The 15,990-nt window shown below is 68.5% G+C and carries 13 protein-coding genes; 10 read left to right on the forward strand and 3 right to left on the reverse strand.

The window, feature by feature from the left end; genetic code table 11:
* Positions 1-367 precede the first annotated feature (367 nt).
* The 8 genes from infA to ABT08_RS08595 all read left to right on the forward strand — a co-directional run bounded on the left by infA (position 368) and on the right by ABT08_RS08595 (position 9,803).
* Positions 368-589 carry a translation initiation factor IF-1 gene (infA, locus tag ABT08_RS08560; protein ID WP_013583992.1) on the forward strand — a complete coding sequence of 74 codons (222 nt, stop codon included), beginning with the start codon at positions 368-370 and terminating at the stop codon, positions 587-589.
* A gap of 74 nt (positions 590-663) precedes the next feature.
* Positions 664-780: a 50S ribosomal protein L36 gene (rpmJ, locus tag ABT08_RS08565; RefSeq protein WP_022893853.1), complete on the forward strand. Its 117-nt coding sequence runs from the start codon at positions 664-666 to the stop codon at positions 778-780.
* 170 nt (positions 781-950) lie between these two features.
* Positions 951-1,331 carry a 30S ribosomal protein S13 gene (gene rpsM, locus ABT08_RS08570; protein WP_045246417.1) on the forward strand — a complete coding sequence of 127 codons (381 nt, stop codon included), beginning with the start codon at positions 951-953 and terminating at the stop codon, positions 1,329-1,331.
* Between the two features lie 31 nt (positions 1,332-1,362).
* Positions 1,363-1,761 (forward strand): 30S ribosomal protein S11, encoded by a 399-nt coding sequence (rpsK, locus tag ABT08_RS08575; protein WP_045246416.1) that lies wholly within the window; start codon positions 1,363-1,365, stop codon positions 1,759-1,761.
* 189 nt (positions 1,762-1,950) lie between these two features.
* On the forward strand, positions 1,951-2,940 hold the full coding sequence (locus ABT08_RS08580) for a DNA-directed RNA polymerase subunit alpha (RefSeq protein WP_045246414.1): 990 nt from the start codon (positions 1,951-1,953) through the stop codon (positions 2,938-2,940).
* 48 nt (positions 2,941-2,988) lie between these two features.
* Positions 2,989-3,543, forward strand: coding sequence for a 50S ribosomal protein L17 (gene rplQ / locus ABT08_RS08585; protein WP_056206466.1), 555 nt, complete (start codon positions 2,989-2,991; stop codon positions 3,541-3,543).
* A 327-nt stretch (positions 3,544-3,870) separates the two neighbouring features.
* Positions 3,871-8,217, forward strand: a complete 4,347-nt coding sequence (locus ABT08_RS08590; RefSeq protein WP_288114684.1) for a glycosyltransferase family 2 protein — start codon at positions 3,871-3,873, stop codon at positions 8,215-8,217.
* On the forward strand, positions 8,214-9,803 hold the full coding sequence (locus ABT08_RS08595) for a chitinase (RefSeq protein ID WP_288114686.1): 1,590 nt from the start codon (positions 8,214-8,216) through the stop codon (positions 9,801-9,803). The genes ABT08_RS08590 and ABT08_RS08595 overlap by 4 nt, the downstream gene beginning before the upstream one ends.
* A gap of 357 nt (positions 9,804-10,160) precedes the next feature.
* On the opposite strand, the gene ABT08_RS08600 is transcribed toward ABT08_RS08595, so the two are convergent.
* From ABT08_RS08600 to ABT08_RS08610, 3 genes are all read right to left on the reverse strand, one after another.
* On the reverse strand, positions 10,161-10,766 hold the full coding sequence (locus tag ABT08_RS08600; RefSeq protein WP_288114687.1) for a hypothetical protein: 606 nt from the start codon (positions 10,764-10,766) through the stop codon (positions 10,161-10,163).
* A gap of 163 nt (positions 10,767-10,929) precedes the next feature.
* Positions 10,930-12,732, reverse strand: a complete 1,803-nt coding sequence (locus ABT08_RS08605; protein WP_288114689.1) for a DUF4012 domain-containing protein — start codon at positions 12,730-12,732, stop codon at positions 10,930-10,932.
* A 30-nt stretch (positions 12,733-12,762) separates the two neighbouring features.
* Complete coding sequence (locus ABT08_RS08610; protein ID WP_288114691.1) at positions 12,763-13,506, reverse strand: CPBP family intramembrane glutamic endopeptidase; 744 nt, start codon at positions 13,504-13,506, stop codon at positions 12,763-12,765.
* A 97-nt stretch (positions 13,507-13,603) separates the two neighbouring features.
* On the opposite strand from ABT08_RS08610, the gene ABT08_RS08615 reads away from it, so the two are divergent.
* Entirely contained in the window at positions 13,604-15,052 is a 1,449-nt protein-coding gene (locus ABT08_RS08615; RefSeq protein ID WP_056206455.1) for a tyrosine-protein kinase domain-containing protein, read from the forward strand.
* 194 nt (positions 15,053-15,246) lie between these two features.
* On the forward strand, positions 15,247-15,990 hold a 744-nt coding region (locus tag ABT08_RS08620), incomplete at its 3' end, for a nucleoside-diphosphate sugar epimerase/dehydratase (protein ID WP_502685881.1).

Consider the following 15,990-nt stretch of genomic DNA (forward strand, 5'->3'; position numbering starts at 1 on the left):
CGAATCCACGCCCCAGCGTCGAATCCACGCCCCCGCGCCGAATGCATACCTCCGCCCCGCCGGCGGCGACCGGATTCGGCGAGAAGTCGTTGACTCGGCGAAAGCGGATGGGCGTCACGCCACACCACACCACACCACCCGACCACGCCACACGTCGCGACAACACCAGGCCACGCCACACCACACCACGCGACCGCACGCCGCGCCGCGCGACCACGCGCCGCCACCCCCACCGACACGCCCGGGTTGCCGCGGCATCCGATATCACGTACGATTGATCTTTGGTGCTTTGCGCCTTTATTGGCGTGTCGTTGCACCGAACCCCATCCACCGCAGACCGACCGGTCTGCCCGTCGTCAGCGAGGCTATGGCAAAGAAAGACGGTGTCATCGAGATCGAAGGCACGGTGTCCGAGGCGCTCCCCAACGCGATGTTCCGCGTCGAGCTCACCAACGGTCACAAGGTGCTGGCAACGATCTCCGGAAAGATGCGGCAGAACTACATCCGCATCATCCCCGAAGACCGCGTGGTCGTGGAGCTCAGCCCCTACGACCTGACCCGCGGCCGCATCGTCTACCGCTACCGCTGACGGCAGCACTCCGGTCGAGAAGTAACGTCCCCGGCTCCGGCGGGGGAACGAAGACAGCGAACAGGAAACGCATCATGAAGGTCAACCCCTCGGTCAAGCCGATCTGCGACCACTGCAAGGTCATCCGCCGCCACGGCAACGTGATGGTCATCTGCAAGTCGAACCCGCGCCACAAGCAGCGCCAGGGCTGAGCAGACAGAAGCTTCGTCGGGATGCCGCGGGCCGCGGCATCCCGAACCCCACAACTGAACACACCACACCAGGCAGGATCAGAACCCGCATCGCGCGGGGGACACCTCGGGTCGGAGGCCCGAGCACCGATCCTGCTCCACACCTCCGACGACACTCCTAGGAGAGCCGCATGGCACGTCTCGCCGGCGTCGACATCCCGCGCGACAAGCGCGTGGTCATCGCCCTGACCTACATCTACGGCATCGGCCGTACCCGCTCGATCGACATCCTCAAGGCGACCGAGATCAGCGAGGACATCCGCGTGAAGGACCTCACCGACGACCAGCTCGTCGCCCTCCGCGACTACATCGAGGGCACCTACAAGGTCGAGGGTGACCTCCGCCGTGAGGTGGCCGCCGACATCCGCCGCAAGGTCGAGATCGGTTCCTACGAGGGCCTCCGCCACCGTCGTGGCTTGCCCGTGCGCGGTCAGCGCACCAAGACCAACGCGCGTACCCGCAAGGGTCCCAAGCGCACGGTCGCGGGCAAGAAAAAGGCCGGCAAGAAGTAAAGCGCGCCAGAAGGTTTAGGAGAGAATTCGCATGGCTGCACCCAAGACCGCTGCGCGCAAGCCGCGCCGCAAGGAGAAGAAGAACATCGCGCTGGGCCAGGCCCACATCAAGTCGACGTTCAACAACACGATCGTCTCGATCACCGACCCGTCGGGCGCTGTGATCAGCTGGGCCTCGTCCGGTGGCGTGGGCTTCAAGGGCTCGCGCAAGTCGACCCCGTACGCGGCCGGCATGGCCGCCGAGTCGGCCGCCCGTCAGGCCGCCGAGCACGGTGTCAAGAAGGTCGACGTCTTCGTGAAGGGCCCGGGTTCGGGCCGCGAGACCGCGATCCGCTCGCTGCAGGCCGCCGGCCTCGAGGTGGGCTCGATCCAGGACGTGACGCCGCAGGCCCACAACGGCTGCCGTCCGCCGAAGCGCCGCCGCGTCTGATCGTCCGGAGCCGGGGCCGCTCCTCCCGCGTGTCGGGTGAGCGGTCTCGGCATCCGCTGTTTGACAGGATGCCGCGGCCCGCGCGTCGAGCGATCGCGCGGCGCGCGCGTGGCATCCGTTGATCACAACTCAACACCTCTACACCAGCAAAGTGTCATATAGCGGGCACTTAGCCGAAAGGAACACATCGTGCTCATCGCACAGCGTCCCACTCTGACCGAGGAGAAGATCGAGGAGTTCCGTAGCCGTTTCGTCATCGAGCCGCTCGAGCCCGGCTTCGGTTACACCATCGGAAACGCGCTGCGTCGCAGCCTCCTCTCGTCGATCCCCGGCGCGGCCGTCACGAGCATCCGCATCGACGGAGTCCTCCACGAGTTCAGCACCATCCCCGGTGTGAAGGAGGATGTGACCGAGATCATCCTCAACATCAAGCAGCTGGTCGTCTCCAGCGAGCGCGACGAGCCCATCACCGCGTACCTGCGCAAGACGGGCGCCGGCGAGGTCACGGCCGCCGACATCTCGGCTCCGGCCGGTGTCGAGGTGCACAACCCCGAGCTGGTCATCGCGACGCTCAACGACACCGCTCGCTTCGAGCTCGAGCTCACCATCGAGCGCGGCCGCGGCTACGTGTCGGCGACCCAGAACCGCAACGAGTACGCCGAGGCCGGGCAGATCCCGATCGACTCGATCTACTCGCCGGTGCTCAAGGTCAGCTACCGCGTCGACGCGACGCGTGCCGGTGAGCGCACCGACTTCGACAAGCTCGTGCTCGACGTCGAGACCAAGGCTGCGATCGCCCCGCGCGACGCGGTGGCCTCGGCCGGTCGCACGCTCACCGAGCTGTTCGGTCTCGCCCGCGAGCTGAACGTTGAGGCCGAGGGCATCGAGATCGGCCCCGCGCCGGTCGAGACGGTGCTCTCGAACGAGCTGTCGATGCCGATCGAGGACCTCGATCTGTCGGTGCGTTCGTACAACTGCCTCAAGCGCGAGGGCATCAACACCGTCGCCGAGCTCGTCGCCCTCTCGGAGACGCAGCTCATGAACATCCGCAACTTCGGTCAGAAGTCGGTCGACGAGGTGCGCGACAAGCTCGTCTCGCTCGGTCTGTCGCTGAAGGACTCGGTGCCCGGTTTCGACGGCGCCCAGTTCTACGGCGGCTACGACGACGAGACCGTCTGACACCCGCAGACACCGAAGACTTCGACCACACACTGGAGCGATTGAGACATGCCTAAGCCCACGAAGGGTCCCCGCCTCGGAGGCGGCCCCGCCCACGAGCGCCTGCTGCTTGCGAACCTCGCCGCGGCGCTGTTCACCCACAAGTCGATCACGACCACCGAGACCAAGGCCAAGCGCCTGCGTCCGCTGGCCGAGCGTCTCATCACGTTCGCGAAGCGCGGCGACCTGCACGCGCGTCGTCGCGTGCTGAGCGTGATCGGTGACAAGGAGGTCGTGCACGTCCTCTTCACCGAGATCGCGCCGCTGGTCGCCGAGCGTGAGGGCGGCTACACCCGCATCACCAAGGTCGGCAACCGCAAGGGTGACAACGCGCCCCTCGCCGTGATCGAGCTCGTGCTCGAGCCGGTCGCGAAGAAGAAGCCGGCTGCCAAGAAGGCTGCTGCTCCGAAGGCCGCCCCTGCCGAGGCTCCGGCCGAGGCCCCTGCCGAGGAGACCCCCGCCGAGGAGGTCGTCGAGGCTCCGGTCGAGGAGGCTCCCGAGGCTGACGTCGCCGAGACCGAGGCTCCCGCCGAGGAGACCGCGGCCGACGAGGACGCCAAGTAAGCCGCAGCATCCGCTGTTCGATGGCCCGTACCCGCTGAGGGTGCGGGCCATCGTCGTTTCCGGGCGTCGCACCGGACCAGAAACCTCAAGATTTCCGCAAGATTTCCGCAAGACCGCAATTCGAATGTCAAGGCTTCGCGAAGTGGGCGCCTCCGCTCGGCCGATTCCCCTAGCGTCGATGGAGGCGCGAACCCGAACGCGTAGACCCCCGGCTCACCCGGCCACGCAACGAGGGTCATCGATGGCCCCGGAGCGTCCCGTGCAGGATGCCCCGGGGTCATCCGCAGACCCCGCGCCGCCCATCCCGAATACAGCAAAGAAGAGCCCATGGCGCGACGCCGGCAGTGGGGTACGGAGCGCGACCCCGCTCCTCTCTCCGCCGTGCACGGACGCCCGTCCGCCGCGAAGCTCGCTCTCGGTCGTCTGGCGATCCAGCTCACGATCGTCATCTGGGCGATCTATGTGCTGAGCGTCGTGGTGAACCAGTTCTTCACCGACGGATTCGGCAACGGATGGCGCGTGGTCGAAGCGCTCTCGTACGTCGTGGTGGTCACGGCGCTGACCTTCTCTGCGCTCATGTACCTGATCCAGCGGCAGGGCGCCTTCAACCGGTTCGTCGAGCATGTGCGTGTGACGCGTGCGGAGCTCGACCGTCACTTCTTCCACCACGACCGCCCTCTCACGGTGCTCATCCCCTCGTACGCCGAGGAGCCGGATGTCATCCGCAAGACGATCTGGTCGGCGGCGCTGCAGGAGTACCCGTCGCAGCGCATCGTGCTTCTCATCGATGACAGCCCGAATCCGACGAAGCCGGATGTGCTGGCGCGTCTGACGGAGACCCGCGGCATCCCCGAAGAGATCATGGAGCGCCTCCGGGTTCCGCGGGAGAGGTTCGGCGAGGCGCTGCTGACGCTCGAGCACGAGCTGCTCGTGGCGGGTGACGAGCGCGAGCTTCCCGAGGGCGCGATCGAGCGCCTCGCGATCGAGTACGGGTTCGGTGCCGCCTGGCTGCGCGACCAGGCCGCGCAGGAGCACCGCGACGACCACGTAGACGCGTTCTACATCGACGAGATCCTGCTGGGGCTCGCGGGCGACCTCGAGGCGACCGAGCTCAACCTGCGCGCCGCGCTCGCGGGTGGCGAGGAGATCCCGCTCGCGCGCCTGATGCAGCTGCACCGTCGTCTGGCGTGGATCTTCACGGTCGAGATCGGCGCGTTCGAGCGCAAGCGCTACGCGAACCTGTCGGCCGAGGCCAACAAGGCGATGAACCTGAACTCGTACATCGGGCTCATCGGCGGCCGCTACCTCGAGGTGGAGTCCGACGAGGGTCTGCTGCTCATGCCGGCTCCGGCGGGCGCGGCGAACGCCGTCAGCATCCCGTACTGCGACTTCGTGCTCACTCTCGATGCCGACTCGCTGCTGCTGCGCGAGTACTGCCTGCGCCTCGTCTACTTCCTCGAGCAGCCGGGTAACGAGCGGGTCGCGGTGACGCAGACGCCGTACTCGTCGTTCCGCGGTGCGCCGACGCGCATCGAGCGGCTGGCGGGCGCGACCACCGATCTGCAGCACATCCTGCACCAGGGCATGACCGCCCACAACGCGACCTTCTGGGTGGGGGCGAACGCCGTCATCCGTATGGACGCTCTCGACGACATCATGCAGATCGATGTCGAGAACGGCTTCGAGGTGCGCCGTTACGTGCAGGACCGCACCGTCATCGAGGACACCGAGTCGAGCGTCGATCTGGGGGAGCACGGCTGGTCGCTCGTGAACTACCCCGAGCGGCTGAGCTATTCGGCGACGCCGCCGGACTGGGGTTCGCTCATCGTGCAGCGCCGTCGGTGGGCGAACGGCGGCCTGCTGATCATGCCGAAGCTCTGGCGCACCGCGAAGGAGCGCCGCAAGGCCGGCGATCCGATGAAGGCCATGGAGCTCGCGATCCGGGTGAACTACATGGCCTCGATCGCGTGGGCGAGCTTCGGCCTCGTCTTCCTGCTGGCCTACCCGTACGACAACCGTCTGGTGAGCCCGCTCGTGCTGGCGGGCGCGCTCCCGTACTTCATCGCGATGGCCTTCGACCTGCGCTACACCGGGTACAAGGCGATGGATGTCGTGCGCATCTACGGCTTCAACCTGATCCTGCTGCCGGTGAACCTCGCGGGCGTCATCAAGTCGATCGAGCAGGCGGTGACCGGGCGCAAGATCCCGTTCGCCCGCACCCCGAAGGTCGCCGACCGCACCGGTGCGCCGCTGCTCTACATCGTCGCGCCGTACGCGATCGTGTTCTTCTCGATCTACGTCGGCTGGCTCGCGTTCGTCAACCACAACTGGGGCAACTTCGCCTTCGCGGTCGTGAATGCGGTGTGCGCGTCGTGGGCGATCCTCGCGTACATCGGCATCCGCAACTCGATCATCGACCTGTGGATCGGCTTGACCGACTGGATGTGGGTCGAGAAGAAGCCGAAGCGTGTGCGCCAGGCCGCGGCGGTCGAGGAGTTCGACTGGCGCGAGGCGCTCGAGGTCGGCCCTGCCCCGCCGGGCGCCGAGGGGCGCAAGGGTCGCGTGCGCCGTCGCCGGCGCACGCCTGTCGCCGTGCCGGCGGCGTCCGCGGCGGCGACTCCTCCCGTGAAGAAGAAGCACGTGCCGACGCAGACGATCGAGCTGCCGGTGATCGACGCCGAGCCGCGCGTGGCGCGCCCCGCGGCGCCGGTCGCGGCGCCCGCCGCCGAACCGCCGGTGGTCGCGCCGACATCCGGAACGCCGTTCGCCGTGGTCGAGATCGACGCGGAGCTCGCGGTGGTCGATGCAGAGGGCCGCATGGTCTCCGACCGTCCCCCGGTCCTCGAGCCGGATGCCGCGCCCGCGCCGGCGTTCGCCGCCGATGCGACCGGTGCGGTCACGGTGCCGGCCGAGTTCGCCGGGGTCGAGGCTGTCGAGGAACTGCTGCAGGCGGTCGCGCAGGACGACCGATCGGATGCCGCGCCCCGCCCGGCGCTCGTCGACGCCGAGGCCCCTGCCGTGCCCGTGTTCGCTGCCGGGATCACTCCTCCCGTGTCGCCGCGTCACGCCGCGGCATCCGACGATTACGAGCGCGACGAGACGCAGATCCCTGTCGCACCGATCGGGTCGCACTCGGAGAGCCCCGCCGAGCGCGCGGCCGCGTGGCGTGCGGCTCAGCGTGAGCGCTCCAACGCCGCGCGTGCCGCGGCGGAGCGGGAGAACCCGATGCCGCCGCCGGTCGAGATTGTGGATGCCGCGGCATCCGTCGCCTCGCAGCCGGCACCCGCGTCGCGCGAGACGGCGAGTCCCTACGTGCACGTCGTGGGGCCGTATCACCCCGCCGCGGCGCACGCCGAAGGCGAGGCGCAGGCACTGCACGAGGTGACGGAGCACCAGCGGGCGTTCTTCGCGCAGCACGAGCGACCGGAGCCGCAGCCGTGGGTGCAGCGGCCGGCGGCGTCGGCGGGTGCCGGGGCGCCGCAGGCGTCCGCTCCGCAGATGCCCGTCGCACCGCCGCGTCCTGTGCCGCCGCCGAGCGGCGCCGGGGCACAGCCGTTCGCGGCGCCCGGCTTTGCGCAACCCACGCAGCCCGGCTCCACGCAGCCGACGTACGCGGCGACGACTCCGCCGAACTACGCGCAGCCGGCCGCACCCGCTCAGCCGTCCTACACCCAGCCCGCTTACACCCAGCCGCAGCCGCCCGCGCAGCCGGTCTATGCCCCTCAGTCGCACCCGCAGGCGGCGCCGATCCGGGCGCAGGCGGTGCCGGTGCCCCCCGGGGCGCCGATGCCGTCGTTCGCTCCGCAGTACGGTGCGCCGTCGGGCCAGCCCCATGGGGCATTCGACCCCCGGGGCGACGCCTACCCGGCCACCGGCTCGCCTCAGGGGCAGCCCTACCCGCCGGCGCAGCAGTTCACCGCTCCGGCCGCGTCCTCGGTGCCTGGCGCCTACCCGCCCGCTCCCGCCTACCCCGGCATGCCGCCGGCGGGTGCGGGCCAGCCCGGCGCGAATGCCTTCCCCACGCAGCAGCCGGGCTACCCGGCGCAGCCCGGCTACCCGGCGCAGGCCGGCCCCGCCCAGGGCGGCTACCCCACGCAGGGGTATGCCGCGCAGTCGGGCCAGCCCGCTCAGCCCCCGGCGAGCGGCAACCCGCCCGCCGGTTACCCCCAGAACGGCCACCCGGCTCAGTCGGGTTACCCCGCACAGTCGGGCTACCCCGCGCAGCCCGGCTACCCCGCCGCGCCCGGCGCTGCGCCCTACCCGCCCGCCTACCCGGCGGCGGGCTACCCGGCCGCCCCGCCGGCGCAGAACTACCCGCCGCGCCGCCGTGAGGTCGCCCCGGGTGCCAACGGGCCGCAGGGTTACACGCGCCCGCAGATGCGCGACCTCGAGAACGCGGCGTGGCAGAACGCCCCGCTGTGGCCATCGGTGCCCGAGCCCGGACAGTCGATGCCCGCCGACTGGAACCCGGGACAGGATCGCATCCTGCCGCGCGCCCGCGAACGGGCCACGGGCACCCCGCTGTGGCCCGACGAGCCCGAGTACCGCGGCTACCACGGTGACCGTCGGGCTCCGGTGCCGCCGCGCGAGCGCGCGCAGCAGTACGCCGCCGATCAGCAGGTTCCGCGCGCGAAGCGCGCCCGCCAGCGTGACCTGTGGCCGGGTTCGGAGTGAGCGTCGAGCCCACGGGTGACGCGAGCGGTTCCGGCACCACCACCGCTCCCGCGCGCGCCCCCCGCCGTCCCAGCCGCCACGAGGGCAAGCGGTTGTCCGTGTGGCGGGTGCTGCTCGCGCTTGCCGTCGTCACCGCGGTCATCACGGGCGGTGCGTTCGGTGTGCCGTATCTGCTGCGTCAGGCGCAGGTGACGCCCGCCGCGTTGACCGGATGGTTCGCCCCGTATGTCGATGTGACCACCACCCGGCAGCAGGACTTCGTCACCGAGACGGGAGCCCCCGAGAGCGAGGTCGTGCTCGCGTTCGTCGTCGCGCAGGCGAAGGATCAGTGCGTGCCCACGTGGGGTGCCGCGTACACATTGGATGCCGCGGCATCCGCTCTCGACCTCGATCGCCGTCTTGCGAAGCTGCGCTCCCAGGGGGGCGACGCGATGGTGTCGTTCGGCGGTCAGAAGAACACCGAGCTCGCGTCGGCGTGCGCCGATGAGGCGTCGCTGCAGAAGGCGTACGCGGCGGTGATCGACCGCTACGAGGTGGGCTCGATCGATCTCGACATCGAGGGCGCCGCCCTCACCGATGCGCCCGCCGCGACGCGGCGGGCGCAGGCGGTTGCCGCGCTGCAGAAGGAGCGTGCGGCGAAGGGGCAGCCGCTCGAGGTGTGGGTGACGCTGCCGGTGGGCCGTCAGGGGCTCACCTCCGATGGTCAGGCGGCGGTGCGCACGCTGCTGGCTGCGGGCGTGACGCTCTCGGGTGTGAACGCGATGACGATGGACTACAACGTCGACCTCGGCGGTGCGACGATGGGGCAGGTCGCGATCGACGCGTTGAGCGCGACGCATGACCAGGTCGAAGCGCTGTGGAGCGCGGCCAAGATCACCCTTCCCGAGGGCGGTGCATGGGCCCTGATCGGGTCCACGCCGATGATCGGGCAGAACGATGTGACATCCGAGGTCTTCACCATCGCCGACGCGCAGAAGCTGAGTGAGTTCGCGGTGTCGAAGGCGATCGGCCGCATGTCGATGTGGTCGTTGAATCGCGACCGCACCTGCGGGCCGAACTATCCCGACCCGAAGGTGGTCTCGACCGACTGCAGCGGTGTCGACCAGGGCGGGCAGTCGTTCGCGACCGTGCTGTCGGCGGGGCTCACGCAGCGGCCGAGCGCATCGCCGGCGGCGTCGAGCGTGCCGACGCCGGTGACCTCCGACGACCCGTCGACGGCGCCGTACCCGATCTGGTCGCCCGACCAGTCCTACTCGGTGGGTGTGAAGGTCGTCTGGCACGGCAACGTCTACGTGGCGAAGTACTGGACGCAGGGCAATCCCCAACCGGATGACCCGACTCTCGCGGCGACCGAGAGCGCCTGGACGCTCGTCGGACCGGTGCTGGCGACCGACACCCCGTACGCGTTGCCGAGCGTCGCCCCCGGAACCTACGCGGCCTGGTCGGCGTCGGTCGCCTATCACGCCGGTGACAAGGTGCAGGTGGGTTCGACTCCGTACGTCGCGAAGTGGTGGACGCAGGGCGATGACCCGTCGCTGTCGCAGACCGATCACGAGCGGTCGCCGTGGCAGGTTCTCGGCCAGTAGACGGATGCCGCGTCCCGCCGACCCGCTGCAGGCAGGTCGCAACCCCGGCTCGGGCGACGCCATAGAGCTCTGTGCCCTCCGCGTAACCGGCTGGTAACTGGGGGCCGCTAGCTTTCGAGCGTGCCCACATCAAAGCGATCGCGGTCACGTTCTCGCCGTCCGCCGGTGCGGCAGGGGGTGCACTGGAGCGCGTATGTGCTCATGGTGCTTCTCGCACTGGGGGTCATCGCTCTGGCTGCGTACGCGATTCACGCAGTCTGAGTCGGCCCGGGTCGGCGCCGAGGATGGGGGTCCTCGAAAGCCGAGAACGACGAAGGGGCCCCGGACAGTGTCCGGGGCCCCTTCGCTATTGGGGAGTTACTTGGCGACCGTTGCGCGCTGGCGGCGAACCGCCGTGCCGACCACGATCGACGCGCCCGCGAGGGCGAGAGCGCCGCCGGCCACCCAGAGGGTGAGCAGCATGGTCGAGTCCGCACCCGTGCGCGGGAGCGAGCTGCCGGGGTTGGTGGTCGTGCCGCTGCTTCCGCCGCCGGTGACGGCAGGCAGGTTGCCGCCGCCGAGCGAGAAGCCGCTGGCGCCGACGGGGATGCTGACGGTGAGCTGGATCTGGCCCGACGAGTTCGCCTTCTTGGTGACCGAGGCGGTGCCGACGACCGACTTGACGATCGTGGCGAGCGAGCCCGGCGTGATGCCTTCACCCGTGAGGGTGAAGGTGACGACCTCGTAGGCGGAGTAGCCGCCGAGCACGAAGGTGGCCGAGCTGCCCGGGCCGGGCAGGGTCGGCGCCGTGCCGGCGGGGAGGATGACCGTTCCCGCAGGGAAGCTCTCGGGAGTAGGAGTCGGGTCGCTCGGGGTGCCCGAGTAACCCGCAGCGAAGGCGGGCTGTGCGACGAAAGCGCCACCCACCGCGAGCATCAGCGCCATCGCCGTGATGGCGAGGGCCCGCTTGATCTTGTGCGTCATGTGGTGTTCCTGTTCGGTGGCTGTCTGAATGTGGATATCGGGAGCGACGGGGGATGTGAAGCTCACGGCGATGCAGCGCCAGCCGAACTGCCCGATGGATTGATGCCCCCACGGATACCCCCGCTAGCGGAACCCCATCGACACCGCACAGCCAGTATGGCGGCTAGCCGCAGGAATTTCCCAGCCCAGATGTTTCGATTGGGTAAATAGTCGGAGTCGTCACCAGCGAAAGCGGAGCGCTCGCGTGGTCGGTGGCGAGCCGGATCGAGACCGCCGACTTCCCTTGCGGCGCCAGGTTTTCGTTCCACCTCAGCACCGTTCGGCCCCGGTCGCTGAACACTGTGATCGGTGCCCCGGTGCTTGTGGAAGCAGATTGCGCGAGCTGCATGCCGGATGGTAGATAGACCGTCACCGCGACACCGACGATGCCGGGGGCTGTTCCGAAGGCCCCGCCGCCGGTGATGTACCAGGGGAGAGCGGTCGCCCCGTCGGCGGGCACGGTGCTCGTGAGTGTGACGTTGAGTGACGCCGTCCCAGGGGTGTTCACCGCAGGTGCGCCGCACCACGAGACATCCGCACCGACCTGCAGGTAGTAGTCGATTTTCGATCCGACCGTGTCCATGAGATACATCGCGACCGGGGTCTGGTCGTCGGATGCCTCGGGCAGCGTGCCCTGCAGCAGGGTGCCGTCGAGTACGGCTTGTTCAGTCGGATGGTTGCTCGCGATCAGCAGGCGTCGCTCCGAGCCCGCCCGTCCGAGCGCGTCGATCAGCTTCGCGGGGTCGCCCTTTCCCGACGAGAGGGCGTTGAACACGGCGGTGGCCGCGACCGCGAAGAACGCGTTCTGCTGCGCATTGGCCTTCGCGGGGGTGTCGGCGCCGTAGCGCAGGTAGACCTCGTTGAGCAGCAACTGCACGGCGTTGTCGGCACTCAGGGTGTCCCCGGTGCGCAGCGAAAGCGGACCGGTCGCGCTCAGCAGGTAGCTGAGTGCCACCGGGTCTGCGCTGATCACTCCGTCGATCGGTGTGCTCTGGGTGCGCTTCCAGAAGTCCTGCAGCAGCTGCGCGGCCGTCGCGAAGTCGGGCACCGAGGTGACGTTCTGGTAGTAGGTCGCCGGCTTCTCGCTGAAGAGCGCCAGCGTGGCGGCATCGAGTGTCGTCACGGGCTCACCGGTGTTCGGCAGCACCTTCTGGATGTCCTCGACGGTGAAGGTGATCTTGCCGTGATCGGTGTGCACCAGGGCGAGTGCGCCCGCGATGCCGCCGAGCGTGCGCAGCTCGGCCGGATTCTGGAACATCAGCAGATAGTTGCGCGGGCCGTCCGCTCCGAGCATCGCCGGCAACAGCGCGGTCGTGCGTCGCAGGGCGTCGGTGCCCTCGGCGACAGTGCTGAGCAGATCGGATGCCTCGGTCACGGGTGCGCGCAGAGCGGGCAGGAGTGCCGAACGGTCGAGGCTGTTGACCTCGGCGCTCGCCTGGGCCGCGGCGGTCGCCGCGCCTGCAGACGGCTGCGCGAGCGCCGCGACGGGCGTCAGGTCGATGGCGCCGTCCTTCGGGGTGAACAGCGAGAGGTTGAGATTGTCGGTCGCCGACACGAGCGGCTCGATCACGTCGGTCGACGTCGCATGCAGTGCGGTCGCGAGCGTGGATACGGCGTGCAATTGGGGGCCGATCCAGGGCAGGTGGGACGCCGCCGACCAGATCGGGTCGCTGGTGAGGGTGCGGGCCTCGCTGGCGTCGGCCTCGAGCTGCGACAGAGCTGCACGTGCTCCGGCAGGGTCTTTCGAGATGCTCGACTGCACGGTGCTCGCGAGTGACTTCGCCTCGAGTAGATGCTGTGCGGCCAGGGCTCCACGCACGCCGACCCATGTTCCGACGGCGACGGCGACGGCGAGCACGCCCCAGCAGGCGTAGATCGCCCAGCGGCGCGCGTGGCGAGAGCGGCGGCGTGCACGGGCGGCGGTCATGCGATCACCCTAAGCGGGAGGCATCCGCTGTCACGACAGCGCCGGTGCCCCCGCGGTGCCGAGGGACCCTGCGAGCTGCAAGATGACGAATGTGACGTTGAACACTGCGTGAACGACGATGGCGGTCCACAGTCGTCGCTGCACGAGAACGATCGTGCCGGTGACGAGCGCCACGGCGCCCAGCGAGACGATGGCGCTGACGTCGAGCGTCGACGTCAGACCGTGGGCGAGGACGAACAGTGCACTGCTCACGAGGGTCGCCGCGATGCCCGCAAGCACGCGGCTGCCCGTGAGGCGTCGGAACACCGTGTCGGCGGAGAGCAGCAGCACCCCTCGGAAGAAGAGCTCCTCGAGAAGGGGTGAGACGACGACCGGAACGAGGGCGCCGAACACGACCCACTGCAGATCGAGGGTGGCGGTGGGCCAGGCGACCGCTCCTCCTTGTGTCGCCTGGGCGACGAGGCCTTGCACGAGGCGCAGGGCGAGTCCGATGACGACGCCGTAGAGCAGGTCTCGCGAACGGAATCGAAGGATGCCCCGGGGCGCCCCGTAGACGAAGCCGACGACCACTCCCGTCGCCATCGCGGCGAGCACCGCGACGTCGGCGATGAGGGTGCCGGTCGCAAGGTCAGTGGCGCTGAGCGCGGTGGCCGAGATGAGGATCGCGAGTGCCAGCGCCGACAGCGAGACGCCGAGCACGCGCAAGCCCCATTGGTGTCGGGTCGCGCGACGTGTGCTCACGGGGGAGGGTTCGTCGGTGAGCGGGTCGGTCACGCGGCCAGAGTACCGGCGCACGTTCGTTGCGTCGCGGTCACCAGTCAGAAACATGCGTTGTGGCAGGATGAAGCCCGTATCACCGGGGAAAGGCGCCATGGAGCTCAGCGACTACATCAGAGTTCTGCGAAAGAACTGGCTCGTCATCGTCGCCATCACCCTCATTGGGCTGGGGGCGGCCGCGGGCTACTCACTCACGCGGACACCCATGTACCAGGCCGAGGCGACGGTGTTCGTGTCGACTCAGCAGGGCAACACGGTGCAGGAGCTCCAGCAGGGATCGAGCTTCACGCAGGCGCGGGTGACGACGTACACGAAGCTCGTCACCCAGCAGACGGTCCTGCAGAAGACCATCGACAAGCTTCGGCTCTCCGTGACTCCCGACGAGTTGAGCAAGCAAGTGAGCGCGTCGAACGCGCTCAATACGACGCTCATTCAGATCTCAGCAACCGATCCGGATCCCGCGCAGGCCGCAGCGATCGCGAACGCCGTGAGCGCTAGCCTCACGGAGACCGTTCCCGAGATCGAGCCGTCCAGCACGTCGGGCGAGAGCCCGGTGAAGCTGACCACGACCACGACCGCGACCCCGCCGACCGCGCCCGTCAGCCCGAACGTCCCCCTCAACCTTGTCCTCGGCGGGATCATCGGACTTGCGCTCGGCATCATTTTCGCGGTCCTGCGGCAGGTGCTCGACAACAAGATCCGATCGATCCGCGATATCGAGAGTGTCAGTGATCGCCCGATCATCGGCGCGATTCCCTTCGACTCCAAAGCAGCGGAGCGACCGATCATCTTGCAAGCGGATCCGCACAACGCGCGATCCGAATCCTTCCGCGCACTGCGGACGAATCTCCAGTTCCTGGAGATGGACGGCGGCCATGTCTTCGTCATCACATCGAGCCTTCCGTCCGAAGGCAAGTCGACGACGTCGGTGAACTTGGCGATCGCGCTCGCTGACGCAGGCAAACGCGTCGCGCTTATCGACACGGACCTTCGCAAGCCGAAGGTTGCGGAGTATCTCGGTGTTGAGGGTGGCGCTGGACTGACGGATGTTCTCATCGGGCGGGCGCGATTGACCGATGTCATGCTTCCGTGGGGTCAGCGTTCGCTTTACGTACTGCCGGCCGGAAAGGTCCCGCCGAACCCGAGCGAACTGCTGGGGTCAGCGCAGATGTCGCAGTTGCTCGACGTTCTTTCACGTGAGTTCGACATCGTCATCCTCGATGCTCCGCCGCTCCTTCCCGTGACGGACGCTGCGGTTCTCTCGAAGGTCGCGTCCGCGGCGATTGTGGTGGTGTCCGCGGGTCGAACGACGAAGGGTCAGCTCGGTGCAGCGCTCGACGCTCTTGAGACCGTCGGCGCAAAGGTGGGCGGTATCGTCCTGTCCATGGTTCCGGTGCGTGGGCCGGACGCATATGGCTATGGCTATGGCTACGGCTACAGCTATGGATATGGCGGATATGGATCGACGTCCGCCTCAGCGAAGCGCGCGCGACGAAAGCAGGGGCGTCGAGCCGTGCCGACCGCTCCGCGTGAGGGTGACTGAGAGGTCGTCCGGCTCCCGCAGAGCGGTCCGCCGGCTCACATGGATGTTGATGATCGAGGCGCGAGGACGATGTGTTGCGCGACCGCGCGTGCGTGGCCCCGTACCCGACACATGTGCGACACAAGCCGACGGTAAGGTGCTCACCGGCGGATTCCGAGGTTCGCCACCTCAACTCAGCCGACGGGGAGGTTGACGTGACATCCAGCGTGGAGGCAGAGCTGACCGCTCAGAATGCAAATGACGACGCGTCGGCCGCGCGGAGCGCAGCTGGCCCGAACCGTGAGCGATCGAATCCGACGCGGCTGACCCCATCGTGGCGGACGGCTTATCAGCGCAGGCTCGCGATATCTGACCTTCTGGTGTTGGTCTGGGTGGTCTTCGGAACGCAGATCGCGTGGTTCGGTTTCGGCGACGTCCAGCTTGCCCTCGGCGAGCAGACTCAGCTCGACCCCGTCTCCTACTGGGCGTTCTCGATCGCTCTGATCCTCCTGTGGATGGGTGCACTCGCATGGTCTGACTCGCGTAGCTATCGGGTCATCGGCACCGGCACGACCGAGTACGTGCGGGTCGTGGATTCGAGCCTGCGGGTGTTCGGCGCAATCGCGATCGTGGCCTTCCTCGCGAAGGTCGACCTCGCCCGAGGGTTCCTGCTCATCAGCCTGCCTGTGGGTGTCGTGGTGTTGATGTTCGAACGGTGGCTGTGGCGCCAGTGGCTCATTGCTCAACGGGAGCACGGTCGGTGGTCGGCTCGCGTGCTTCTCGTCGGGTCCGTCGACTCGGTCGCGCAGATTGCACGGGAACTCGAACGATCAGCATCGGCTGGATACCTCGTCGTCGGTGCGTGCGTTCCTCACGGGAAGATCGCTGACCATATCCCGGGAACGGACATTCCCATCATGGGGAGTGTCGATGCGGTGGAGCGCGCGGTGCCGAGCACG

This window comes from Microbacterium sp. SCN 71-21 (assembly GCF_001725695.1).
Classification (GTDB): domain Bacteria; phylum Actinomycetota; class Actinomycetes; order Actinomycetales; family Microbacteriaceae; genus Microbacterium; species Microbacterium ginsengisoli.